The sequence below is a fragment of the Nostoc sp. genome (assembly GCF_036919815.1).
Taxonomy (GTDB): Bacteria; Cyanobacteriota; Cyanobacteriia; order Cyanobacteriales; family Nostocaceae; genus Nostoc.
On record NZ_JBALCE010000051.1, the window covers coordinates 54,067 to 78,888 of the forward strand.

General features: G+C 43.7%; 20 protein-coding genes. 6 read left to right on the forward strand and 14 right to left on the reverse strand.

The annotated features are described in order from the left end of the window. The first annotated feature begins 399 nt into the window (after positions 1-399). Positions 400-552, forward strand: a complete 153-nt coding sequence (locus tag V7K15_RS12915) for a hypothetical protein (RefSeq protein ID WP_334905893.1) — start codon at positions 400-402, stop codon at positions 550-552. Between the two features lie 160 nt (positions 553-712). Here the strand turns inward: V7K15_RS12915 and V7K15_RS12920 are convergent, their stop codons facing one another. Further along, positions 713-1,360 carry a DUF938 domain-containing protein gene (locus tag V7K15_RS12920; RefSeq protein WP_334905894.1) on the reverse strand — a complete coding sequence of 216 codons (648 nt, stop codon included), beginning with the start codon at positions 1,358-1,360 and terminating at the stop codon, positions 713-715. 156 nt (positions 1,361-1,516) lie between these two features. Here V7K15_RS12920 and V7K15_RS12925 point away from each other — a divergent pair, with 156 nt between their 5' ends. Then, entirely contained in the window at positions 1,517-1,669 is a 153-nt protein-coding gene (locus V7K15_RS12925) for a helix-turn-helix domain-containing transcriptional regulator (protein WP_334905915.1), read from the forward strand. A gap of 180 nt (positions 1,670-1,849) precedes the next feature. On the opposite strand, the gene V7K15_RS12930 is transcribed toward V7K15_RS12925, so the two are convergent. From V7K15_RS12930 to treZ, 4 genes are all read right to left on the reverse strand, one after another. Continuing rightward, a complete protein-coding gene (locus V7K15_RS12930; protein ID WP_334905895.1) occupies positions 1,850-1,990 on the reverse strand; it encodes a hypothetical protein in 141 nt (46 codons plus the stop codon). Between the two features lie 112 nt (positions 1,991-2,102). Further along, positions 2,103-3,620, reverse strand: a complete 1,518-nt coding sequence (locus V7K15_RS12935; RefSeq protein WP_334905896.1) for a trehalase family glycosidase — start codon at positions 3,618-3,620, stop codon at positions 2,103-2,105. A gap of 103 nt (positions 3,621-3,723) precedes the next feature. Beyond that, complete coding sequence (treY, locus tag V7K15_RS12940; protein ID WP_334905897.1) at positions 3,724-6,522, reverse strand: malto-oligosyltrehalose synthase; 2,799 nt, start codon at positions 6,520-6,522, stop codon at positions 3,724-3,726. 855 nt (positions 6,523-7,377) lie between these two features. After that, positions 7,378-9,225: a malto-oligosyltrehalose trehalohydrolase gene (gene treZ, locus V7K15_RS12945; protein WP_334905898.1), complete on the reverse strand. Its 1,848-nt coding sequence runs from the start codon at positions 9,223-9,225 to the stop codon at positions 7,378-7,380. Between the two features lie 28 nt (positions 9,226-9,253). Here treZ and V7K15_RS12950 point away from each other — a divergent pair, with 28 nt between their 5' ends. Continuing rightward, positions 9,254-9,397, forward strand: a complete 144-nt coding sequence (locus V7K15_RS12950; RefSeq protein WP_334905899.1) for a hypothetical protein — start codon at positions 9,254-9,256, stop codon at positions 9,395-9,397. A 148-nt stretch (positions 9,398-9,545) separates the two neighbouring features. Here V7K15_RS12950 and V7K15_RS12955 read toward each other — a convergent pair whose 3' ends face one another. The 3 genes from V7K15_RS12955 to V7K15_RS12965 form a co-directional block, all read right to left on the reverse strand. Continuing rightward, on the reverse strand, positions 9,546-9,950 hold the full coding sequence (locus V7K15_RS12955) for a thiol-disulfide oxidoreductase DCC family protein (RefSeq protein WP_334905900.1): 405 nt from the start codon (positions 9,948-9,950) through the stop codon (positions 9,546-9,548). A gap of 383 nt (positions 9,951-10,333) precedes the next feature. After that, on the reverse strand, positions 10,334-11,206 hold the full coding sequence (locus tag V7K15_RS12960) for a DUF2382 domain-containing protein (RefSeq protein WP_334905901.1): 873 nt from the start codon (positions 11,204-11,206) through the stop codon (positions 10,334-10,336). 258 nt (positions 11,207-11,464) lie between these two features. Continuing rightward, the gene (locus V7K15_RS12965; protein ID WP_334905902.1) at positions 11,465-12,016 is read right to left on the reverse strand and encodes an NUDIX hydrolase; all 552 of its coding nucleotides are present in this window, start codon (positions 12,014-12,016) and stop codon (positions 11,465-11,467) included. Positions 12,017-12,155: 139 nt separating this feature from the next. On the opposite strand from V7K15_RS12965, the gene V7K15_RS12970 reads away from it, so the two are divergent. Both V7K15_RS12970 and V7K15_RS12975 read left to right on the forward strand, forming a co-directional pair. Beyond that, on the forward strand, positions 12,156-13,208 hold the full coding sequence (locus V7K15_RS12970; protein WP_334905903.1) for a dipeptide epimerase: 1,053 nt from the start codon (positions 12,156-12,158) through the stop codon (positions 13,206-13,208). Continuing rightward, positions 13,192-14,238 (forward strand): DUF1611 domain-containing protein, encoded by a 1,047-nt coding sequence (locus V7K15_RS12975; protein ID WP_334905904.1) that lies wholly within the window; start codon positions 13,192-13,194, stop codon positions 14,236-14,238. The genes V7K15_RS12970 and V7K15_RS12975 overlap by 17 nt, the downstream gene beginning before the upstream one ends. Here the strand turns inward: V7K15_RS12975 and V7K15_RS12980 are convergent. The 5 genes from V7K15_RS12980 to psaA form a co-directional block, all read right to left on the reverse strand. Further along, a complete protein-coding gene (locus V7K15_RS12980; RefSeq protein WP_334905905.1) occupies positions 14,235-14,540 on the reverse strand; it encodes a hypothetical protein in 306 nt (101 codons plus the stop codon). The genes V7K15_RS12975 and V7K15_RS12980 overlap by 4 nt on opposite strands. Before the next feature lie 493 nt (positions 14,541-15,033). Next, on the reverse strand, positions 15,034-16,074 hold the full coding sequence (locus V7K15_RS12985) for a methyltransferase (RefSeq protein ID WP_334905906.1): 1,041 nt from the start codon (positions 16,072-16,074) through the stop codon (positions 15,034-15,036). Between the two features lie 226 nt (positions 16,075-16,300). After that, a complete protein-coding gene (locus V7K15_RS12990; RefSeq protein ID WP_334905907.1) occupies positions 16,301-16,777 on the reverse strand; it encodes a hypothetical protein in 477 nt (158 codons plus the stop codon). 143 nt (positions 16,778-16,920) lie between these two features. Next, positions 16,921-19,152 (reverse strand): photosystem I core protein PsaB, encoded by a 2,232-nt coding sequence (psaB, locus tag V7K15_RS12995; protein WP_334905908.1) that lies wholly within the window; start codon positions 19,150-19,152, stop codon positions 16,921-16,923. Positions 19,153-19,272: 120 nt separating this feature from the next. Next, positions 19,273-21,531: a photosystem I core protein PsaA gene (psaA, locus tag V7K15_RS13000; RefSeq protein WP_334905909.1), complete on the reverse strand. Its 2,259-nt coding sequence runs from the start codon at positions 21,529-21,531 to the stop codon at positions 19,273-19,275. 538 nt (positions 21,532-22,069) lie between these two features. Between psaA and V7K15_RS13005 the strand changes: the two genes are divergently transcribed. Beyond that, positions 22,070-23,536, forward strand: coding sequence for a hypothetical protein (locus V7K15_RS13005; protein ID WP_334905910.1), 1,467 nt, complete (start codon positions 22,070-22,072; stop codon positions 23,534-23,536). On the opposite strand, the gene V7K15_RS13010 is transcribed toward V7K15_RS13005, so the two are convergent. Then, positions 23,501-24,439, reverse strand: coding sequence for a glutaminase (locus tag V7K15_RS13010; protein WP_442949669.1), 939 nt, complete (start codon positions 24,437-24,439; stop codon positions 23,501-23,503). The two genes, V7K15_RS13005 and V7K15_RS13010, sit on opposite strands and share 36 nt — an antisense overlap. Between the last annotated feature and the right edge of the window lie 383 nt (positions 24,440-24,822).

Sequence of the window (24,822 nt, forward strand, 5' to 3'; positions counted from 1 at the left end):
ATTTATGGTAATATCTACCATAAATAATGTCAACTCCCGGCAAGGATATTTTCTGAGATTGCCGTAGAACAGTAGATTTATAGGCAAATTAATACTAAATTTATCAATAATTTAATATTTATTAATAGTAATAATCTGAATTGGACAGGCGGCTAATGAAAGAAAATAATATCCTGATAAATTTAGTTTGTTTACCAGACTGGGGTTGGAGAAATAACTATGTTACGATTAGAATCGGTGAGAAAAATTTGGCTTTTTGAAAAACTAAAGTATTGCGAAGTTATCTGAATAAACATTGCGTATAATCTCGATATATTGAGAATCTGAGCTAGTCAAGAATATCCGCATTAGAGTATAGGCATCACAATTAAAGCGACTCGAAATAAGGAGTCCAATATTATGGCTATTTCCAAAATCATTGCGAACATAACCCAGTATATTTCTGAAGCTGCAATGCGGATTTTTGGGCCTAATGATGATTCTTATCCTACTATTGGCGTACAACCTTTTAAAGGTGAGCCTTACGATAAGCGTAAAGATGATAATGATTAGGTGCTGAATATAGGAATTCCAATACAGTTCGGTTAACGTTTTAATATTTTGAAGATACCCCCAACCCAACCCTTGTAGCGTTGGGGAGCAAAAATCAAAGCCTCTGACGCCATTTGCTTGATTTTTGTCAACATATATTAGTGGACTAGCTGTCTAGGAATTATTCATTAGCAGAACGTTCAAACACTACTGAAAGATTATTTGCTGGCATTTGATAAGTCTGTTTCAAGGTAAGATTTTGGGCGCTAGCGACTGCGATAACATCATCCAAGTTACGTACACCCCACTCTGGGTTTTGGGCGCGTAAAGATTCGTCAAAAGCTGCATTACTCGCTGCTGTATGTTCTCCAGCTTGTTTAAAAGGCCCATATAAATAGAGGATACCTCCTGCTGGTAAGATCCGACCTGCCCCTGCCATTAATCCCAGACAGGCTGACCACGGTGAAATGTGAATCATATTGATGTTGACGATCGCCACAATTGGCTGATTATTAAGCCAATCAAATGCCGGATTCTCCACTGCCCAAACTGGTTCTCTGACATCAAGCTCAAGCGGTGGATAAAGATTATCACAGCCAATGTGTTCAGCCCATGCAGTAATGCTGGCTCGTAATTGGGGATTTGCATCTGTTGGCAGCCACAGACGAGGACTGAGCTTGGGGGCAAAAAATACTGCATGTTCGCCAGTACCACTTGCTATTTCCAATATCGTGCCACTCTTGGGCAACACTTGTAAAAGTACTTCTATAATTGGTTCGCTATTGCGCTGGGTTGCTGGTGCGTATTGTCGTGCGTCTTGTGGTGTCATCCGTATCGTTATATTATAAAATCTGACCGCATCTTATCCCATTTGACTCAATGACAGATCGCGCAGCCGTAAAGATTTGTTGTGCCGTTAGTTGCAAGTTGGGAAAGATTGAGGAAATATGGTGATCTGGCGTTTTTTCTAGAAGCGCTGCAGAACGTGGCCCAAGCACGGTCGGGTTTAAATCGCCCAAATCTTTACCGGATCTTGTCGCCAGAAGGCAACCCTGAACTGCGAACCATCAGCCTTATCCTGCACAATCTCGGCTATCGCCTGAGTGTGCAACCCATTCAGCGATCGCCAGGGAATTAACACGGACAACTCGGTGCGAACCATTGTGATTATTCCTGATGATTTGGTACGAGTTAGTCAGGTAAGGCGTTATCGGGATGAATTATGCTCAATATAAGAGTGGAGAGCGGAGTTAATTAGAGATTGCTAGCCTTTGCTTCTGTTTTTAAACCAATCCAAAATATCTTGATCTAGTTGAATTCATGTGGCTTCTTGGCTAACAGGTTTTACCATTTTGGCTGTTTCCCAGAATTGCTGATCTAATTCAGGAATATCTGAAGTATCAATCGCTGGATCAGGGATATTTTCGAGTTCTTTAAGTCGATTGGGCGAGATACTCATAGTAGGTTCTCCTTTCTTTGGGGGTGGCTTTTCGGGCAGAGATTAATCGAATAGAGTTAAGTGTAATAAATAAGATAAAGGCGTGAGGAAAAAACTCACGCCTTTATCTTATTTAAACTTTTTTCCCACGGGCTGCTAAAAGTTCCAGAATAACTCCATTTGTCCAGCCAAAACCAACTTCGTTAGAACTATATCCAAAGCAGATTTCATCGGAAACGTTGGCAGAACAACGTTCAACATCATATTTCTCAACCAGGGTGTTGTGACGCCCGAATTCTTTAATTACCATAGCTAGGAATTTATTCGCAATACGATCGCCTTCTGTCTGATACCCATAGCGGTGAAGTCCCAGGACGGCAATTAATGTCAGTGGTGCCCAACCGAAGGGCGCATCCCACTGGTTTCCGGTGACACGAGTACTGGTAAAAATTCCGCCTGGGGCTTCAAACAAAGAGAGATTTTCCGCGACGCGCTTGGCTTGGGTTGGAGAAGCAATTCCCAGCCACAGAGGATAAAATGTGGTAGCAAATTCGTAACGGCGGCGTTCTCCACTCTGGAAATTATAGTCGAGATATATTCCCTGTTCTTCATCCCAGAGATACTGATCGATGCGATCGCGGCGGATATCTGCACGATCGTGCCATTGTTCCTCCAATTCTTCTTTCCCCAAAATCTGGTTAATTTGCGCCAAATCTTGTTCCATCTGATACAGCAAACTGTTGAGGCACACAGGAGCGTAATGGAGGATATCAGCGCTGAAAGGGCCAAATCGGTTGGTGATATCAAAACCGGACTCGCGCATGGTGCGATCGCCCTTATAAAATAGATTGGTCAGTTCGTCATTTTCGCGGTCGTAGTAAAGATTCACATCATAATCTTCAACTTCAAAGGTTTGGTAATATTCCTTGACGCGATCGTAGTGGCTTTTTCCCTCCTCATCCCGCTCGGAGAACAAAACTTCTGGCGCGGCACCTTCCCCAAAAGCATAGAATCTAGATAAGCCTGTTGCCGCATTTAGATGGGGCGGTACTACCCAAGAATAGTAAAATTGCTCTAGGAGCGGTACGGTTGACTTCAACCACTCTTCGTCTTGGGTGTGCTGGAATAATGCCAAAACCATCATGCTGAGGACTGGAGGCTGCGATCGCGACAGCATATAAGTCCGGTTGGAATTCAGGATGGTGCCATAATGCTGCACTTGGTATAGTAGTTGATCTACTTGGCTTTGCGCTAGCTCCCATTCTTCATCGCGCAAAAGTCCCAGTAAGATAAAGTAGCTGTCCCAGCCATACATTTCGTTGAAGCGCCCACCTGGTACGACATAAGGCCCTGGTAGGTATAATAATCCATGCTCTTTAATTGCTTCGACTTCTGATGGTAAAGTGCGAATTTCAATTCTTTGCATATCCTTGGGAGATAGCGATCGCTCTAAAATAGTCTGAACGTTGGGACAATCTTCTTGAGGCGAAATGTAGACGAGCCAAGGAGTCTCGGTTTTGTGGTCTAGTTTGGTATCTTTGGCTGATTGTAATAGGTGTTCGTGCGATCGCGTTAGGGTTTTCCACGTTTTTTTGATGTGCGATCGCACGGTGTCAATTTGCGCGGTGGTGGGTGTTGGGGGAGTGGTCATATAGAATTATTTTTTAACGCAAAGGGACGCGGAGGGAACCGCAGAGGTACGCAGAGGTTTTACGGGGTTTTCTCTGCGTTTCTGGGTGAGGTAGATTTATTTTTTACTCGGCACTACTAATCAATAGGGCAACTGGAAAATGGGCGAGGGCGGTTGCGATCGATAGGGTTTCTGTAGTTTGTAAGGGTTGCTGGGTTAGGACGTTTTTCCAAGTGAGGGATGTTCCAGGGGGTAATTGCAAATGTGTATCTTGCCAAATTAACTCGCCTATGGGATTCTGTCCAGGCTGGATGAGGCTGGTTAAAAAGCGAGGTGCGATCGCGATCGCTGTTTGATTTCCCTCACGCCGCGCAAAGGCGATAATGTGATTGGCGTAGGTTCCTTCAACTTTTAACGGTAAATAGTCGCCGTCCTGGAATAATGAGACGTAGTTTGCTCTGACTTGGAGTAGTTGAGCTGTTAAAAATAGTTTGATTCTGCCGTCTGTTTTGTGGTTGAGTAACTCCTGAATTAGTCCGAGAATATCTGTTTTTACCTGTTCGCGGATGACGTTTAAGTAAGTACGTCTCTGTTCAAAATCTACGGGACGGCGATTATCTGGATCAACTAGGCTTAGTTCCCAAAGTTCTGTTCCCTGGTAAAAGTCCGGTACGCCGGGTGCAGTAATCTTTAGTAGAGTTTGGGAAAGGGAATTGAATATGCCATAGTCTGCAATTCGCTGTTGAAAGGGACGAAAAACTTCTAGAAATTCCCCGGAGATGGCAGGATCAAGTACTTTCTCAATAAAGGAAGTACAAGCTTCTTCGTACTCACTATCAGGTCGCAACCATGCTGTATGAACTTTCGCTTCTCGAATTGCTTTAATTATATAGTCTTTCACCCGTTCCACGAAAAATGCATGATCTGCTTCGGCAAAAGGAAAAGCCCCTACCAACGTTTGATAGATAAAATACTCATCGTTGCGATCGGGCATAGCAAACCCCTGGCGATGGCTACGATTTCCCCGATTCATGGCACTCCAAGTATTTACCTGCTGTTCCCACTCCTCTGGGATTTCTGAGAGGACATTCAACCTTGCACGGACATCTTCGCCGCGTTTGGTGTCGTGGGTGGCTGTGGTGTTCATTGTGTGAGGCCAGGTTATCTGGTGCTGTTGGTTAAAGGCATGAAATTCGGTTACTGATATCCCAAAATGACCGGGATTACCTCCAACTTCATTCAACGACAGCAACCGATTATAAACATATAATGTTGTGTCTTCGACGCCTTTGGCCATTAGCGGGCCGCTGTATTGCTGCATTCGCAAGACAAAATATATCCACTGCTCGCGTTCTGTTTGAGTCAGAGAATTATCAAACTCTAGCAGCATTAACTTTTCAATAAAGGTCAGTTCATGGTGCAACAGGGGCGTTTGTTCTTTGGCTTGGCGAATTACTTCTTGAATGGTAGCGCGATCGCTTTCTCCAATTCCATCGGGTGTAATATATGTACGGTAAATCGGAAACAGTGTCAAAACTTCGGCGATCGCTCTTTTTAATCCATTCAGTGTAAAATCATTTCCGTAGCGATATTTGCTGGAAACGTTCTTTAACAAAAGTGCCAGATTATCAATATCACCTGCTAAATTTTTTTCCAAAATCAGGTGCTTTTTCTCCTTGACAATGGTGGAATAATCTACTTTTGAACCGATAAAGTTCTGGTAGATTTTATCGAACTGTGATTGATTTTCTGTTTGACAAAATACCCCATTTACATAGTTTAAAAAGTCATATCCTGATGTTCCTTCAATTTCCCAATTCTCCGGCAGGTCTTCTGTGAGTTCTAAAATCTTTTCCACAGTGATATAAACATCACCCGTTTTTTCCCGCAGCCTTTCCAGATACTGGATTGGATTATAAAGTCCATCAATATGATCAATCCGTAAACCTGTAAATTTGCCCTCCTCAACTAACTTCTGAATGAAGCTGTGGGTGTTATTAAAAACCCGCAGTTCTTCAACTTTCACCGAAATCAGTTCATTGACTGTAAAGAAACGGCGGTAGTTCATCTCCTCCGCCCCAACTTTCCAGAAGGCGAGACGATAAAACTGGTCATTCAGTAAATCATCTAGGAGGTTAAAGCTTTCGGAATTACCCGGTTCTCCATTGAAAGTTTTGATATTTTCGTCAATGAACTCGCGGATGGCATCATTTGTGGTGTAGATTTCCCAAACCAATCCTTTAATAAATGCGATTTGGTCTTGTCGTTGTTTTCCCGCCACTTCTGAAGGCACATTTTTGAGAATGTAGAGAATTCCCAATAGTTTAATAAAATCGGGGTGATTGCGTCCCAGTGTGCGCGTCAGTTTACCCAGATTATGAATGATAACTTTTGTGTAAGACTCTAAGCGCAGTGGCAGTTTCAAGCTGTAATAGTTTACAGTTAAACCATTTTCTTCATATTGTAGTTGAATGTGTCCGTTTTCCAAGGATACGCCGTAAAAGTCTCCCAGTAGCGGTGCTAGAATTCGCTCTTGGCGATCGCCAAAGGGAGCATTCCAAGAAAGGTCGAAGTAGTCGGTATAACTGGAATCTGGCCCGTGTTCCAATACATCCATTAAGTAAGGGTTTTCGCTGGTATAGGACATGTGGTTGGGTACAATATCTTGTAACCAGCCCATACCAAGGGATTGAACTTTATCAACCAATGCATCAAAGGATTCATTAGTTCCCAGTTCTGGGTTTAGTTGAGTGGCATCTACTATATCGTAGCCGTGCGTACTCCCGGTTCGAGCTTTGAAAATCGGGGAAGCATACAAATCGGAAATACCTAAATCTGCTAGATAAGTTGCGATCGCTCTAGCGTTGTCAAAGCTAAACTCAGGTGTAAACTGAATTCGATAAGTTGCGGTGGGAATTCGCATAGTTTTTAGTGGGGAGTGGGGATGAGGGGGATGTAGCTTTAGCTTTCCTACGGAACGCTACGCGAACCCGCAGGGTGGGGGATGAGGGGGATGAGGGAGTTTGAGGTTTTGAGCATGAAAGTTGAACCTCTGAGCATGAGCGTTGAACCTCTGAGCATGAGCGTTTAACCTCTGAGCATGAAAGTTGAACCTCTGAGCATGAGCGTCGAACCTCTGAGCATGAAAGTTGAACCTCTGAGCATGAGCGTTTAACCTCTGAGCATGAAAGTTGAACCTCTGAGCATGAAAGTTGAACCTCTGAGCATGAGCGTTGAACCTCTGAGCATGAGCGTTGAACCTCTGAGCATGAGCGTTGAACCTCTGAGCTTAAAACTTTAACTCCCCCACTCCGGTTCGGCTACGCTCACGGCAAGCCTACTCCCCACTCACAAGAGAATCGCTGGACGTGTGGAAGCCACTTGACTTTTTTTAGGCAGTGGAGGAAACACGCCACGAGTGGTTTTAACCCTAAGCGTAGTCGTTGGCGCAGCCTCTCGTAGAGAAGGGTGAAAAATGTTAAAATTAAAGTGTGAGTAGGAATAACCATCTGCGCTAAGAAGTGTTTTGTAAGGAGTGACCCCTGATTTATCTCGTACCTGTACAAGTTACAGCCCTGGGTAAACAAGTAATGGGAAAACATGGAGCGTAATACCACTAAATATTGATGGACTCGGAAAGCAGTAGGAAAAAGAAAAGTAAGCGTAATTGCAATACCTCTTCTAGGGGTAGTTGTTTTGAGCGTCTAGAGGGATATTTGACTATCCCTTTTAAGCAACTCTTAAAGAATCTGCGTGTCTTTAGACCGCAGAGTGTCAATCATTCGCGTTCATACAGGACGATACTAGTAGCTTTTACTGTCAATTCTTGCCCTACAGACAGATGTTCAGGGGCTTGGGAACCAGTCCCAGACCATGAGGTATCTGCTGAGTCTAATAGTTTGTGAGAATTATGCCCAATTGGTAGACTAACTGTGACTGGAGACGAATTGAAATTCATCACAAATATTAGTTCACTTGATTCGCACCAACGACGCACGATTACTAACTTCTTGTCTTCATCGCTAGTCGCTTGGATAAAATTGCGGTCTTGGTTGAGAAGTGCTGGATGCGTTTTGCGTAAATTAATTAACTGGCGATACCAATCCCAGAGAACTTTGTGCTTACCATTATTGCGTAATTCCCAATTAAGCTTAGAACGCAGAAAAGTTTCTGCCGATTCGGGATCTGGGGGATCATCTGCAAAGTGAAACGCTTCAAACTCTTGTTTGCGTCCGGCTCGAACTGCTTGAATTAAATCGGGATCGGAGTGACTGACAAAGTAAATGAAGGGTGCAGTTTCGCCGTATTCTTCTCCCATGAATAACAGGGGTAAGTAGGGCGAGAGCAACACAGCGCCAGCAGCTAACTTTAATCCCTCAAAAGATATCTTCTGGCTGAGGCGTTCCCCTTTCATTTGATTGCCGATTTGATCGTGATTCTGAATGCAGACTGTAAACTGTGATAAAGGGCGATCGCCGCAAGGTACACCATGAAAACGTTTACGATCGGCTGAGTACTTCCAATCGTAGATAAAAGTATCATTATAAGCTTTCGCCAAATCAGCCAACTGCCCAAAATCGTGATAATATCCTTGGCGATCGCCTGTCAACAATGTGTGCAATGCATGATGAAAATCATCACTCCATTGAGCATCAATTCCATATCCACCCAATTCGGCGGGACGAATTATTTGGGGATTATTCAGGTCACTTTCAGCAATTAAATGGCGTTTCCATTTTTGCCCTTGTTGTGAAAATTGATCAACCGCTTCGGAGAGTTCCCACAAAAAATGCTTGGCTCCCAAGTCGTAAATTGCCTGAATCGCATCCAGCCGCAATGCATCTATATGGAACTCGCCCAACCAATAGAGCGCATTTTGGATAAAATAATTTCGCACACCTGGACTATGGGCATCGTCAAAATTCAGCGCTTCGCCCCACGGCGTTTTATAGGTTTTAGTAAAGTAGGGCGCGAACTGACTCATATAGTTGCCTTCTGGTCCAAAGTGGTTATACACCACATCCAATACAACAGCAATGTCGTGTTGATGGCAAGCATTTACCAGTTGCTTAAGTTCGGCTGGGCTACCGTAGGAATTTTGGACAGCAAAGGGATAAACGCCGTCATAACCCCAGTTGCGATATGCAAGAGTTGCCTCAATATGAGTGTCTCCGGGAAACTGGGAGATGGGCATGATTTCAATAGCATTAATTCCCAGTTCCCTCAGTTCCGGTAAGCGGGAAATGATCGCGGTGAAAGTTCCTTCCGGTGTGAATGTGCCAACGTGGAGTTCGTAGAAAATCATCGACTCCACAGGAATGCCAGCCCATGCTTGGTCTGTCCACTCAAATTGGTGATCGATAATTTGAGATGGCCCATGCACGCCTTCCGGTTGATAGTGCGACGCCGGATCAGAAAAGGTGTCTTGACCATTCAAGACATAGCGATAAAGCGTATCTGGATACACATCGTTGACTTTCGTCTGCCAGTATCCCTCAGACGTAGGCTTGAGCGGAATTAGCTGCTGCTCTGGGGTCAAAATTTGTACCGTAACGCTATCTAATAGCGGAGACCAAACTGTAAATTCACATTCTCCGTTACCCAAGTAGTTAGCACCAATTCTCACGCAGTATCCTCCCATCAGATGTTATGTTGTGCCGAATTGTGGCGCGATGGCGATCGCAAATGTCATTGATTGCACAATGTTTACAAACACGCCAGATAGCATAATGGTTGGTCTACCAGACTTTTTACTAGCACCTGTAGGCGGATTTTCGCGTCAAACAAACTCTGTCTAATGACCAATTTAGTTGTAAGTGGTGTCCCTCGTTCCCAGTCTCCGACTGGGAATGCCCTCTCTAAGTCTCCGCCTTCCAAATTCACGCCAGAAGCACATGAGGAGCATTTACAGCGCTCTCTGGCTGGAAACGAGATTTTAAAGCTACCCTACGGCTTACAGCTACCATCCGCGCAATACGAGGATTGATAGGTACTAGAACGCTTACCAAATATGGTGTAACGATGATCGCGGATTTGTTCGTAAAAGCGATCGCCTGCCCACTTCATCCCCGGTAAGGCTCGATAAGCATCTACAAATATACTTCCTGCTGGCAATAACCGCCCAATTTCTTCTGCTGCATTACTACCTTGCCAACGTCTTTGAGGTTGATTACCATCAATTAAAATCACCCCCTGTTCACAATCTTGGGCTGTAATTCCCCACTGTAAAAGTGTCTGCTCATCTTGCATAGGTGCGTAGCGAAACAGCTTTCCTTGGTCTAAGGTTTCTAGCGATCGCACTAGGCTAACGCAGAGATTACAATTACCGTCGTAGATTACGTAGTAAGTCATAGAAATAACGGCTCTTTGGCAATTGACTTGTCAGATGTATCTAAATACAACTTTGGTATTCTAGCTTAGAAAACCGTGGCGATCGCTACTTTAGCCACTTGCTTTCAAAATTGTCAGACTGCTGTCTACTATTTAAATGTCGCCATTAAGTAAAGAAGTTTGTCATTAAAATGGAGATTCTGCAATATCCCGTGTAGCTTCAATTCGGTCGATCATCTTGTTAGCTTGCGCTTTGAAAATATCCTCACGCGAACTAAGGACAGCAACTAGAGTATCGCGGTCGAAAGAAGAAAGACGATCGCGCAAAGCCTCAAATCAAGCTTGCAGATCGTCAAACATTTTGAAAATAAATTCTCCCCTGCTCTTTAGCCTCTTCGGTCAAGTTAAACTCTGTCAGTTTTATTGACTTTTAAAGTTCCATCAGTCTCAACGTCTAACTCTTCACGCCGAATGGTTTCTTGAACCTCAACAGTTTCTTTGTCTACAACTTTTTGCACTCTGACTTCTTCTCGCAAGAAAGCTTCTTTCTGGACATCTGCAACTTCTTCATAGATTTCCATGTGTGCTACTTCACCCTCGCGGAAGTTAGCTGTTTCAGCAGATACAACTTTGCCTGCATCTTTAGGGGTAACTCGCTCAATCACGACTCGCTCTTTTTCCAGCGATACAGCAACTGTTGCAGTATCGGTTTCGACATGCTTACCAATCGCTACTTCTCCAGTTTTACGACGTTGTTTATTAGCAACCAGTCTTTCTTCGTAAAGTTTGAAGGTTTGGTCTCCGTGAGTGCTGACATCATATAAATCTGGCTCTTGTGCGTAGGTGTAGTTGTTGCGATCAAGAGTGGGAGTAGTGCGCCCAACTGTCGATGCTACATCCAGAGGTGCTGAACTTTCTACAGACGGTGTGCGATATCCTCCGCGCACCCGTTCTTCATAGTCGTAGTCAAGCGCTGTATGCTCATGATATTCAGGCAATTTTTCCGCTTGCTCTTTTGTCATACCAACAACGTATACACGATCTGCTGTAGAGTCAATACGCGATTTACCTATTGGTAGTAATACTTTCTTGCCAAAAACCCAAACGCCTATGTCAACAATTAAATAGCGAAATGCTCCTTGTTCGTCTAAGACAGCATCAATTATTGTGCCAATCTTCTCATCGGTTCCCTGAACATACAGACCCATTCCTTTGATGTCTTTACCAATAGTATTATGGTAGTCTGTATCAAATTCACTTATTTTTTGTAATGGCATTATTCTATTTCCTTAAGTTTTACTATCTGCTTTCTAGAATATAGAAAATTTAGTTGGTATAAATCCTCTCTCCAAAGATTGATTCAACCATTTTAAAATTTCATCAAAAGTAGTAATTAAATATACCTTAGTCACGAAAAAATATTATCTTACAAGAATATTCATCTTCAGCTAATTCTGCTAACTCACTTGGACTAACTTTGAGAAAAGTATCAGAAGTTACGATAAAGACAAATATAATAATTAATGCTGAGATTATTAATAACTTAGAAATTTTAAACCTAAGAAAAGAGCCGCTATAGTTCCGGCTATAGAAATTTCTCCCTGAATAATTTTATCTAAAATTGATTCTACGGGAATTAATACAACTTCAATGTCTTCTGTAATATCTAGTTGTTGCTCTCCAACTTTGCTCACATTCTCTGCTAAAAATAAATGTATTTGATTCGTATCTTTACTCGGCTTATCGTATAGAGTTGCGATTTTTCTAAATTCTTGGGGAATATAACCAGTCTCTTCTGTCAGTTCTCTAATTGCTGCTACTTCGGCACTCTCTTTTGTGGAATCAAAATTTCCTGCTGGCAATTCTAAGAAAAATTCACCTATGGCGTGTCTGTATTGCTGGACAAAAATTATCTCTTTGCTACTAGTTATAGGTAAAACCATCGCAAGGTCTAGTTTAATACTAACAAAATAATCATCGATAATTTGACCATTGGGCAGTTCTATTTCATCTTGCCTGACCTTACACCAGTAATGATCTAAGACCATTTTTGATTTTAAAGTTTTCCATTTTTTTAAGTTGGTCATAAATTAAGTAACAAATAAAACTTGGTATAAAAAGTTTAGCAATCATCCAGTGAATGTAAAAAAGTATAACGGATACGTCCGATAATCTAAATTTTGAACTTACACTGGCTTTTGTCATAACATAATATCCAGAATAAGTATGCAAATAAATGTAAATTTATTTACAGTCAACAAGAGATTTCCCTTAACCATTAGTCGAGGTACAACGGCACAGACAACGAATATATGGGTGCGGATCTCATACGATGGCATCGAAGGCTGGGGGGAAGCATCGCCATTCGGTGTGGGTAATCATCGGCAATCAACTGATACAATCAAAGATGCTTTAGAGGAAGTTGTGCCACTGTTGCAAACATTCAGCCCCTTACAACGACAACAAATTGAGCAAGTTTTAACACAAAACCAAGTTCCTTCTGCTGCAAGAGCAGCTTTGGATATAGCAATGCACGACTGGCTGGGTAAGCGTGTCGGATTACCCTTGTGGCAAATTTGGGGACTCGATCGCAATCAAATAGTCCCGACTTCTGTCACAATTGGGATTAATTCGCCTGAAGCTGCCAGAGCGAGAGCGCGAGACTGGTTACAATTTACTGATGTCTGCCTTTTCAAGGTGAAGCTAGGTAGTCCAGATGGCATAGATGCAGATAAAAAAATGCTCTTAGCAGTGCGAGAAGAAGCACCATTACCAGAATTATTTGTTGATGCCAATGGGGGTTGGAGTTTAGAAGATGCGATCGCCATGTGCAGTTGGCTGGCTGATTTAGGTATAAAGTATGTAGAACAGCCATTGCCACGAGGACAGGAACCAAGTTTAGCAAAACTCAAAGAACACTCTCCCATGCCCATCTTTGTCGATGAAAGCTGTTTCACCAGCTGCGATATTCCCCATTTGGCAAACTACGTGGATGGTATTAATATCAAACTGATGAAATCAGGGGGACTAACGGAGGCAATGCGAATGGTACATACAGCGCGAGCATATCAGTTACAAGTAATGTTCGGTTGCTATTCTGACAGTTCGCTAGCTAATACAGCAGCATTACAGCTAGCACCACTAGCTGATTATTTAGATTTAGACAGTCACCTTAACTTAATTGATGATCCCTTTACGGGTGCATTGCTAAAAGAAGGGAGAGTTTTGCCAAACGATTTACCAGGTTTGGGGGTACAACAGAGTGCGTCTACCACTTAATCAACGAGTAGCGATCTTACTTCATGAAGGAACTACTGGGACTCAGGGCAAAACGGGGTTATCTATTTTACGCTACAGTGAAGCCCCAATCGTAGCCGTAATCGATCGCGAGTCTGCTGGCAAATCCCTAGCAGAATTAACAGGTATCAAGCGTGATGTGCCAATTGTGGCATCGGTAGCCGCAGCCCTGGAGTACAAGCCGGAAGTTTTGGTAATTGGTATTGCCCCAGGAGGTGGCGCTATACCAGATGATTACTGGCATGAATTCAAAGATGCTTTAGAAGCTGGGATGTCGCTGGTAAATGGTTTACATACACCATTGGCAAACATACCGGAGTTAAATGCACTGCTCAAACCAGGACAATTAATTTGGGATGTACGGAAAGAGCCGGCTAATATAAGTGTTGCTAGTGGGATAGCACGCACCCTTCCCTGTCGGCGGGTGTTGACAGTAGGAACCGACATGGCGATCGGTAAAATGTCAACTAGCCTAGAGTTACATTGGGCATCAAAATTACGGGGCTGGCGTTCTAAATTCCTCGCCACCGGTCAAACTGGGGTGATGTTAGAAGGGGACGGCGTGGCTTTAGATGCTGTGCGAGTAGACTTTGCCGCCGGTGCTGTGGAACAAATAGTCATGCGCTATGGCAAAAACTACGACATCTTGCACATTGAAGGACAAGGTTCAATGTTACACCCTGGTTCAACAGCAACTCTACCCCTAATCCGTGGTTCGCAACCAACCCAACTGGTGTTGGTACATCGGGCGGGACAAGTTCATGTACGTAATCATCCTCATGTACTAATTCCACCTTTACCAGAAGTAATTCGGCTTTATGAAACTGTGGCTAGTGCTGGTGGTGCCTTTGCAAGTGTTTCTGTAGTGGGTATAGCGCTGAACACAGCCCATCTAGATGAATCTGCGGCTGAAGAAAGCATCGCTCAAACAATAGCAGAAACTGGGCTACCTTGCACCGATGTCGTCCGCTTTGATGCCAATGTGCTATTGGATGCAGTGATGAAGAATTAGTAGCCTCTTTGCCTACCCCACTCTAGCCAAGCTTTAGTCATCTCCTTTACATTTCCCCTATATTCTGGAGGAACAGGATCTTCTCTGCTGATGGATTTTAATGCCCAGAACCAGTGTCCAGATTTCTTTTCCAGTTCCCTAAGTAAAAGTGGGATTACAGGTTTTCCCATACCAATAATTTGCTGGTATGCAGGGTGCATCGACATTTGGTTAGTAGATGATATCCCAAAAGTTTCTTCACGCCATTGCTTAACAAGCGCTGTAAAGGTAGCTTCTATTTCTGAGATTTGCAGTTCTTCCATATTTTGACTGCTGACAACTAAAGATTAATTTTAGGCGTAGGCGTAGCCCGTTGTAGACATCGCTTTCTCTTTAGATAGGTTCTCCATCTTTTAGTGAGTATATGTCTGGTTCATTTTCAAGAAAGTTAAAGGCTCCTCCACTCTGAGCAAGTTGCATTAAGTCACAGGTTGAAGGCTCTGATGAATTTAAAATTAATCTTTCTTCCAATAGCGATCGCTCCTCATCAGAGATAGAATAAGTTGCAACAGTGATTCAACAAGTTTAGTGTTCATTTCGTATTTCAGTTTGTTTTACATACATTTTTTCTATTAATTCCTTTTTGTTTTTTCCTTTTGGTATCTGTATGAGATGCAACGAGAAGTCCTGATTAAAAAAGTAATAGCAATTGCAGCTTGAGAACTATAAGAAAGTTTTGCCATCACGTGATTGAGGCAACCCTTGCTACATAAACTTTACGCCAAGTGTTTCTTCAGAGAGCGTTAGTCCCTAGTCCTATAGCTTTACTGCTTCAATGACGTTTATTGCTAAAGAAGTGGGAACGATGCGAGTGAGTTTGAAGCCTGCTGCTGCTAAAAGCGAGCGATATTCGGCTTCAGTGCGTTCGCATCCACCTGTCATCACCAGCATATTCAGATCCATTAGCTTGCCAAAGGATGAGGATAGGTTATTACCAGCGGTAATTACTTGTTCAAAAAGCAAGAGTTTGCCATCTTCTGGCATCGCTTGATGACAGTTCTTCAGAATCAGAAGGGATTTCTCATCATCCCAGTCATGAATGATGAACTTGAGCAGATAAGCATCACCACCAGATGGTACTGATTCAAAAAAGTTTCCTGCAATAGTTGTGCAACGTTCTGCATAACTTTCTTTTTGCAAGCGAGGTTTTGCATTCTCTATTACGTTCGGCACATCAAACAGAATGCCTTTGAGTTTTAGATTAGCTTTGAGTATGGTAGTAATTAAACTACCCTGTCCACCTCCGACATCGACCACAGTGTTAAATGAAGAGAAATCATAATTATTTATAATTGCTTCTAGTACTGTAGCGGTAACATTGACCATTGACCGATCAAAGAGTTTGCCAGCTTCAGCATTTTGAGCGTAGTAATCCCAAATATTCATACCAGCGACGTTATCAAAAGCAATTTCGCCAGTTTTGACGCTGTGTAGCAGGTTTCCCCAGCCCAAGTAATGGACTTGTCCCAGTTCGGAGATTGCAAAAAAACGTAAAGAACCAGGAGTATCTGTTTGCAAGGTTGCCGCTAAGGGCGTTAAGGCAAAGCGGCGGTTTTCATCCTCAGCAAATATACCCACACTGGCAAGGCTACGCAGTAAGCGGTAGAGAGATGGTGGATGCGTTTCGGTGATTGCAGCCAGTTCCTCGACAGTTTTGGGTTGTTCTTGGAGGTAGTCGGCAATACCAAGCTTTGCAGCGATATAGATTGCCTGTGAGACCCAAAAGCCAGAAATCATTTGTAGCATCGCAATGGGTGGAGCTACTTCAGCATTAGAGGTTACATCTATTTGAGTCATATTGATTGATTTTTTCCTTTGTTTAGTTATTGGTTGTTTTCCACTAGCCTCAAACTAATAACTAATGTTTCATAATCATGTCTATATTTTGGCTATGTCAAGTAGTGTATCAGCATCTTTCCAAGCTGTAGGGAATTCAACTTGTACAACTTGAGCAGCATCTTTGCCTTATGCCTCTATGAGAGATTCTACGAGTTTAATGTTCATTATTGATAGATTAACATTTTTAGATTTCGTAGACTAAAGCATAGCTATAGCTAAAATTATCATCAATTGGAGAGCCATCTAGTAATTTTCTTAAGTGAGTAAAAGGAAAAGGTGATTTTATTTTTTGACAGTTTGAAATTACATAGAGTGTTTTAACTGCTACTTTCCCAACTTCTTCCCATAAACCCTCTCCTCTAGTTGACTCCGTACAGTACTGAAGTAACTCTTGTGCTGTTTGAGGATTCAATTCAACTTTTTCTAAGTTTCCTTCGTATCTAACTAAGTTAGAATCTCCTACGGTTGCAAAGTAAATTTTACGTTGACCGTGAGTTTCTATTGCTTTTTTAGCTGATGACCAAACTACAGATGAGCGGAAAGTAATTAGCTGTCTGGGATTCTGATTACTAATTTCAACTGCTTCATCAAGATGTTCAGAGTAATTTCGAGAAAAAATTGCACAATGTGAATTTTGTTTAACTTGAGTTTTTAATCTCATCTTATTGACATCTTGTACATAAAGTATTTGTTCTCTAGAGTTCCCAAAAAATTAGAAAAAGTAATCAAAAGTGAAAATATGAAAAAATCCCCCACCTTGCGGCAGGGGATTTTTATTACTTATCTACAAAACTAGCAGCCGAGTTAACCGAACTTACCAGCAGTAGAAGCAATCAAGAATGCGGCGTAAGTCACGATGTAGCCAACAGTGAAGTGAGCTAGACCAACTACACGACCTTGAACAATCGACAGAGCCACGGGCTTGTCTTTCCAGCGAACTAGGTTAGCTAGAGGAGTGCGTTCGTGTGCCCAAACAAGGGTTTCAATCAACTCTTGCCAGTAACCTCTCCAGGAGATTAAGAACATGAAACCAGTAGCCCAAACTAGGTGTCCAAACAAGAACATCCAAGCCCAGACAGACAGGTTATTCACACCGTAGGGGTTGTAACCGTTAATCAACTGAGCAGAGTTAGCCCAGAGGTAATCGCGGAACCAGCCCATGAGATATGTAGAGTTCTCATTGAACTGAGCGACGTTGCCTTGCCAAATACCTAGATGCTTCCAATGCCAGTAGAACGTAACCCAACCAAGGGTGTTCAGCATCCAGAATGTAGCGAGGTAGAAGGAATCCCAAGCTGAGATGTCACAAGTACCGCCACGACCGGGGCCGTCGCAAGGGAAGGCATAGCCGAAGTCCTTTTTATCGGGCATCAGCTTAGAACCACGGGCATCCAAAGCACCTTTGACCAAGATCAAGGTGGTGGTGTGCAGACCCAAAGCGATCGCATGGTGTACCAAGAAGTCGCCAGGGCCAATTGTCAAGAACAGGGAGTTAGTACCAGAATTGATGGCATCTAACCAGCCTGGCAACCAGACGTTAGCGTAGTTAGGCCATGCTGTGTGGGCAATGCTATCTGGGTTAGATAGCAAGGTATCTAAGCCATACAGTACTTTACCGTGAGCAGCTTGGACGAATTGAGCAAACACAGGCTCAATCAGGATTTGCTTTTCAGGAGTCCCGAAAGCAACCACTACGTCGTTGTGGACGTATAAACTCAGGGTGTGGAAGCCTAAGAAAAGGGATACCCAGCTAAGGTGGGAGATAATCGCTTCTTTATGCTGCAACACGCGCTCAAGGACGTTGCCCTTGTTTTGCTCTGGGTCGTAATCACGTACCCAGAAGATAGCTCCGTGAGCAAAAGCACCAAGTATCAAGAAACCAGCAATGTATTGATGGTGCGTGTACAGCGCTGCCTGAGTCGTGTAGTCCTTTGCAATAAATGCATAGGGAGGCATGGCGTACATATGCTGCGCCACCAGAGAGGTGATGGTTCCCAGAGCAGCTAGGTGAATACCCAACTGGAAGTGCAGGGAGTTGTTGTAGGTGTCGTACAACCCTTGGTGAGGCAGGTTGAACTGACCTTCACTCTTAGTACCGGGAACTAACCCAGCTTTGGAGTTCAGCATATCTTTGATGCTGTGACCAATTCCGAAGTTTGTCCGGTATTGGTGACCAGCAATGATGAAGATAACTGCGATCGCTAAGTGGTGATGAGCCATGTCAGTCAGCCACAAAGATTCTGTCTGAGGATGGAAACCACCCAAGAAAGTCAGAATTGCAGTTCCTGCACCTTGAGATGTGCTGAAGATATGTCCAGGAGTGTCAGGGTTTTGAGCGTAAACAGCCCAGTTGCCTGTAAAGAATGGTGCTAAACCTGCTGGGTGGGGTGGGGTACTTAGGAAGTTATCCCAACCTACGTGCTGACCGCGAGATTCGGGGATAGCAACGTGAATTAAGTGACCAGCCCAAGCCAAAGAACTAACACCAAACAAACCTGCTAGGTGGTGGTTTAGGCGATGTTCAGCGCTCTTAAACCATGCCAAGCTAGGACGGTACTTGGGTTGCAAGTGCAGCCAGCCAGCAAACAAGAATACAGCAGCGAATAACAGCAAGAACACTGAACCGTTGTACAGTTCGCCGTTCGTCCGCATTCCGATGGTATACCACCAATGGTAGAGACCAGAGTAGGTAATGTTTACCGGATTGCTAGCCCCAGCTTGGGTAAAAGCTTCGATCGCTGGTTTACCGAAGTGGGGGTCCCAAATCGCATGGGCGATGGGACGGATGTGAAGGGGATCTTTAATCCACTGTTCAAAGTTACCTTGCCAGGCTACGTGGAACAGGAGGCTGGATGCCCACAGGAAGATGATTGCCAAGTGACCGAAGTGAGTTGCGAAAATCTTTTGGTAAAGATTTTCTTCCGTCATGCCATCATGGGTTTCGAAATCGTTGCCTGTAGCGATCGCATACCATATCCGACGAGTCGTCGGGTCCTGTGCGAGATCCTGGCTAAATTTGGGAAATTTTGTCGCCATAGGTTTAATAAATCCTCTGACCTTTAGCCATCAAGTATCAGCGTCTAGAGTCCTGAAGTCTGAGTGCTGAGTTCTGAGTTTTGACTCAGCACTCAGCACTCAGCACTCAATAACTGATTGCTACCCTACTGAAAGGATATGTGCATGGAAGAACGCCCAAGTAGTGGCAATCCCTCCCAAGAGGTAGTGAGCTACCCCTACAGCCCGACCCTGAATAATGCTCAGAGCGCGAGGCTGAATTGCTGGTGCTACTTTCAGTTTGTTATGTGCCCAAACAATGGACTCAATCAGTTCTTGCCAGTAGCCGCGACCACTGAACAGGAACATCAAGCTGAATGCCCAGACAAAGTGAGCGCCTAAGAAGAGTAGACCATAGGCAGATAGCGCGCTGCCATAGGAATTGATGACTTGTGTCGCTTGTGCCCACAAGAAGTCTCGCAACCAACCGTTGATGGTGATGGCGCTTTGGGCAAAGTTACCACCAGTGATGTGAGTCACATTTCCGGCGGAATCTACTGTTCCCCACACATCTGATTGCATCTTCCAACTGAAGTGGAAAATTGCGATCGATATTGTGTTGTACATCCAGAAAAGTCCGAGGAACACATGATCCCAACCAGACACTTGACAGGTACCGCCACGACCAGGACCGTCGCAGGGGAAGCGGAAGCCCAGGTTTGCCTTGTCTGGAATCAGACGAGAGCTACGGGCGTATAGCACACCTTTGAGCAGAATTAGGACAGTAACGTGTATTTGGAATGCGTGAATATGGTGGATTAAGAAATCCGCCGTACCCAAAGCAATGGGCATCATTGCTACTTTACCGCCTACTGCCAAAATCCCACCACCGAAAGCATAGCTAACGGGTTCTAGGGCATTGGGAGCAGTGCCACCAGGAGCTAAGGTATGGATGTTTTGTACCCACTGGGCAAACACTGGCTGCAACTGAATTGCCGTATCAGAGAACATGTCTTGGGGACGGCCCAATGCACGCATTGTGTCGTTGTGGATATATAGTCCAAAGCTATGGAAGCCAAGGAAAATACACACCCAATTCAGGTGAGAAATAATCGCATCGCGGTGACGAAGTACGCGATCAAGTAAGTTGTTTTGGTTTACAACCGGATCGTAATCCCTAATCATGAATATGGCAGCGTGAGCCGCACCACCGACTATACAGAATGCACCAATCCACATGTGGTGGGTGAAGATGCACAACTGCGTAGCGTAGTCAGTTGCTAAATATGGATAGGGGGGCATCGCGTACATGTGATGCGCGATGATGATCGTCAGCGAACCCAAGAAGGCCAGGTTAGTAGCCAACTGAGCGTGCCAGGATGTGGTGAGGTTTTCGTAGAGACCTTTGTGACCTTCACCGGTGAAAGGACCTTTGTGGTTTTCGAGGATCTCTTTAATGCTGTGACCAATACCCCAGTTGGTACGGTACTGATGACCAGCAACGATAAACAGAACTGCGATCGCTAAGTGGTGATGGGCAATATCAGTCATCCACAAGCCGCCTGTTACTGGGTTCAGACCGCCCTTGAAGGTGAGGATGTCAGCATACTGACCCCAGTTCAAGGTGAAGAAAGGTGCTAAACCAGCAGCAAAGCTAGGGTACAGCTCGGTCAACAAGTCTTTGTTCAAGATGAACTCGTGGGGCAAGGGGATGTCTTTGAGAGCAACGCCTGCATCCAAAAGCTTGTTGGTCGGATTGGACACATGGATTAAGTGACCTGCCCATCCCAAGGAACCACAACCTAGCAATATTTGCAAGTGGTGATTCAGCATCGACTCCACATTCTGGAACCATTCCAGTTTGGGAGCGCGTTTGTGGTAGTGGAACCAGCCGGCAAATAGGAATAAGCCTGCTAATACCAAGCCACCGATCGCAGTTACGTAAAGCTGGAAGGAGTTTGTAATCCCCCAGCCACGCCATACCTGGAACAGACCGGAGGTAATTTGAATTCCGTGGAATCCACCACCAACATCAGCGTTTAAAATGTCTTGTCCCACAATAGGCCAAACGACCTGGGCACTAGGCTTAACGTTCAACGGGTCGCTTAACCAAGCTTCGTAGTTAGAAAACTTCGCCCCGTGGAAAATCATCCCGCTCAACCAAATCATCACTACAGCTAAGTGACCGAAGTGGGCTGAAAATATCTTCCGCGAGATATCTTCTAAATCGCTTGTATGTGTATCAAAATCATGGGCGAGTGCGTGCAGGTTCCAAATCCATGCGGTGGTTTTGGGACCTCTGGCTAAGGTTTTGTCATAATGCCCAGGTTGTGCCCATCTCTCGAATGAGGTAGGTACGGGGTCGTTATCGACGATTACTCTTGCCTTTTTTTCCTCTCGCTCCGGAGGACTTATTGTCATTCGACCTCCTCTCTTGATTAGGAATGAGGAATCATTAATACCACAAAATGAACCATTACCGCATACTCCAGAATTTTGCTGAAGCGGCGATCAAGACCCGATGTGGATAGTTGTTTCTCGTTGAATTATAGAGTCTTCACTTGTACATTGTTATCGATCTTTTAACAATAATTCAAACTTGCTCAAATTTGGCTGGAATTGCTCCCTAATCTGCCTTTTAACTTCAAACTATTTGTCCAAAAGTCAATATATTTTCCATTTTATTTACAAAGGATAACAATTCTTAAAATTTATGATTTGGCTGTATGTAGGCGATGTTCTAGCTTTTACTGGTATTACCCGTGAATATTTGTGTCATATTTCAATTGTTATAAGTAAAAAGTTGTAATAAGTATGACTTATTTGAAAATTTCCTGAGATACACAGAAAAACTTCTGGGATGTGAGGCAGATTTCACCTTTTAGGCTATGGTTCCCTATGGACAGTTTGAGCCAAAATAATCTAGTCAATTGTCGAAGACGATTACTGGGTGCAACACATGAACTCGTGGCAGAAAAGGGTGTTAGAGAAGCTCCTCCCTGAGAGGTTTCCAATTCTCAAGTGGGTAATGACATTAATCCTGGTATTAAGCTTGACTAGTTGTGGCGAGAAAGCCGACAGCCAGGAAGTATCTACTGGCTATAGCGAAAACTCTCCCAAGATTTCTCAAATTTCAAAGCAATTTTCGGAAATTTCCCCACCATCTGTTATTCAAGAACTACGGACAATTTTGGAAGTTTATCAGCCACAGGTGACAATTGTTACTCCGCAAGCTGATGAAGTTTTCCAAGGAAACAAAGTCACAGCCAGTTTTCAGGTTAAGGATTTACCAATATTTAAAGATCCACAATTACAACTCGGTCCCCATCTCCACGTAATTCTCGATAACCAACCTTATATACCTGTTTACGACCTGAATCAGCCCTTGGTTTTGTCAGACTTGTCTCCAGGTACTCATACCCTGCGCGTCTTTGCCTCCCGTCCTTGGCATGAAAGCTTTAAGAATGAAGGCGCTTATGCCCAAACAACATTTCACGTTTTCACCAAAACCGACGACAACAACCCAGATATCAACTTACCCCTGCTAACTTACAGCCGTCCTCAAAGCAGCTACGGAGCAGAACCAATCTTACTGGACTTTTACCTAACTAACGCGCCCCTGCACCTCGTCGGCAAGGAAAATACCGACGACAAATTCAGTGATTGGCGCATCCGCTCCACAATTAATGGTGAAAGCTTTATTTTCGATCGCTGGCAAGCAGTTTACCTCAAAGGCTTCCAAACTGGTAAAAACTGGGTAAAGCTGGAATTTCTCGATAATCAAGGAAATCCTCTCAAAAATGCCTTTAATACCACAGTCAGACTGATTGACTACCAGCCAAAGGGTAAAGATACTTTGTCGAGAATTGTCAGAGGAGAACTTACAGCAGATGAGGTGCGCGGTATTGTAGACCAGAATTATAAATTCACACCTACACCCACGCCGTCTGTTGAAAAAACACCCCAAATCCAACCGAAGGTAGAAAAACAGCCAATTCCTGAAACTGAAATTCCAAAAGAATCCAAAACACACCCAGAAAAACCAAAATCGGAAGTTCCAACGGCTGTACCATCTCCCACTTTGCCACCGACGCTGCCAGAGATTATTCAGTCTCCGATAGCAGAACCACAGCCAACAGTAACGCCAACTCCTGAATCAACCCCATTACCCGAAAAAGTTGTGCCTCAATCAACAAAACCTAGATTAGGTGGATTTTTTAACCGTCGGGCGGGCAAGATGCCTACCCCACAAGCCCCAGTTGCACCATCTCCTAGTTTGCCACCGACGCTGCCAGAGATTATTCAGTCTCCAGCATCAGAAATAATTACGCCAACTCCTGAATCAACGCCGTTACCGAAAATAACCGCTCCCGATCGCGAAAAACCAGAATTAACCAAAGACGCTCAACTGCAACTCTTGCGCTAAAGTCTCAACAAATGCGATCGCTCCTACAGGATTTCCGATATTATCCAACCCAGGACTGTAACAAGCGATCGCTCCCTCACTTGGTACTATTGCTATAAGTCCACCACCAATCCCTGATTTCATCGGTAAACCAACTCTGACTGCAAACTGGGCAGAAGCTTCATAGAGTCCACAAGTTAACATCACAGCGTTGACAATCCGGCGATTTTGTGCATATATACAGCCATTTTCACAAACTAGGAGTTTTCCCAAGAGGGCTAAATCTTCAACTTGCCCAGAAATACAGCATATTTGCTCGTAGGTGTCAAGTGCTGTTTCAATATTTTTGAGATGACCTGCTTGGGCGAGATAATTAGCGATCGCTTGATTAGCTGTTGAGCGTGTTAATCGCACTGAAGCCAGCATTACCTCATCTAACCTTAATTGGCAACCTGCTAATTGGTTGAGCCATTGACAAAATAAAAAAGTGCGTTGATTAGCGTCCTTTCCTGGTAACTTATCAGACAGGGTAATTGCTCCACTATTAATCATCGGGTTTCGGGGGCGTCCGCGATCGGCAATCAGTTGTTCTAAAGAATTGAAGGGTGCATCCGAAAGTTCAACGCCAACCCAGCCAAAAACCGTTTCTGCTCCTAGATGTTCTAGCAGATAAAGTAAAGAAAACGCCTTAATCACGCTCATTAGCGGGAAAATACAAGCCGCATCTCCAAAGCTGATAGTTTTTCCCGATTTACAGCAGATGTGAACTGCAAACCAAGCAGGATCAGCCAAAGCTAGTTGCGGAATGCGATCGGTAATTTGTCCTCGTTCAGGTTGGGTTTTGGCTAGTTGTACCCAAGCTGATAATTCCGTAGTAGTTAGTTTATCAAGTCCTTTCAAAGTATAAATTTTTTTGAAGTTCATTTATTAAATAGCAACTAACAGTATACTCTGAAGCTTGTCAAGGCTTTGTAATCCCATAAAAACACCAAAACTAACATCTATAACCTGCAAAATCTTTTTGGAAGTTATTAATGTTAAAAGATGATATTAAGTTTACGCGATGTGCAACTTAATATTCTGACTCACTTCCAAACGTTATATATTCCCCTAAATCCCCCTTAAAAAGGGGGACTTTGATTCCGATTCCCCCTTTTTTAAGGGGGATCTATAAGTGCCTAAAATCACAGCCAAATACTTTTAAAACATCCTCTTAGCTCGACTTTATCCAAAATTAATAACTTGGATCTCTTGTATCGGCAAAACCCTAGCTTTTTGGCAAAAACTTTTTCCATATCACTGATTTT

Excerpts from the sequence above, each read along its gene's own strand:
- V7K15_RS12935 (WP_334905896.1), bottom strand. The coding sequence starts at position 3,620 with ATGACCACTCCCCCAACACCCACCACCGCGCAAATTGACACCGTGCGA.
- V7K15_RS12985 (WP_334905906.1), bottom strand. The coding sequence starts at position 16,074 with ATGACTCAAATAGATGTAACCTCTAATGCTGAAGTAGCTCCACCCATT.
- V7K15_RS13005 (WP_334905910.1), top strand. The coding sequence starts at position 22,070 with ATGAACTCGTGGCAGAAAAGGGTGTTAGAGAAGCTCCTCCCTGAGAGG.
- V7K15_RS12930 (WP_334905895.1), bottom strand. The coding sequence starts at position 1,990 with ATGAGTATCTCGCCCAATCGACTTAAAGAACTCGAAAATATCCCTGAT.
- V7K15_RS12980 (WP_334905905.1), bottom strand. The coding sequence starts at position 14,540 with ATGGAAGAACTGCAAATCTCAGAAATAGAAGCTACCTTTACAGCGCTT.
- V7K15_RS12970 (WP_334905903.1), top strand. The coding sequence starts at position 12,156 with ATGCAAATAAATGTAAATTTATTTACAGTCAACAAGAGATTTCCCTTA.
- V7K15_RS13010 (WP_442949669.1), bottom strand. The coding sequence starts at position 24,439 with ATGAACTTCAAAAAAATTTATACTTTGAAAGGACTTGATAAACTAACT.
- treY (WP_334905897.1), bottom strand. The coding sequence starts at position 6,522 with ATGCGAATTCCCACCGCAACTTATCGAATTCAGTTTACACCTGAGTTT.
- psaA (WP_334905909.1), bottom strand. The coding sequence starts at position 21,531 with ATGACAATAAGTCCTCCGGAGCGAGAGGAAAAAAAGGCAAGAGTAATC.
- V7K15_RS12920 (WP_334905894.1), bottom strand. The coding sequence starts at position 1,360 with ATGACACCACAAGACGCACGACAATACGCACCAGCAACCCAGCGCAAT.
- V7K15_RS12990 (WP_334905907.1), bottom strand. The coding sequence starts at position 16,777 with ATGAGATTAAAAACTCAAGTTAAACAAAATTCACATTGTGCAATTTTT.
- V7K15_RS12955 (WP_334905900.1), bottom strand. The coding sequence starts at position 9,950 with ATGACTTACTACGTAATCTACGACGGTAATTGTAATCTCTGCGTTAGC.
- psaB (WP_334905908.1), bottom strand. The coding sequence starts at position 19,152 with ATGGCGACAAAATTTCCCAAATTTAGCCAGGATCTCGCACAGGACCCG.
- V7K15_RS12915 (WP_334905893.1), top strand. The coding sequence starts at position 400 with ATGGCTATTTCCAAAATCATTGCGAACATAACCCAGTATATTTCTGAA.
- V7K15_RS12960 (WP_334905901.1), bottom strand. The coding sequence starts at position 11,206 with ATGCCATTACAAAAAATAAGTGAATTTGATACAGACTACCATAATACT.
- V7K15_RS12965 (WP_334905902.1), bottom strand. The coding sequence starts at position 12,016 with ATGACCAACTTAAAAAAATGGAAAACTTTAAAATCAAAAATGGTCTTA.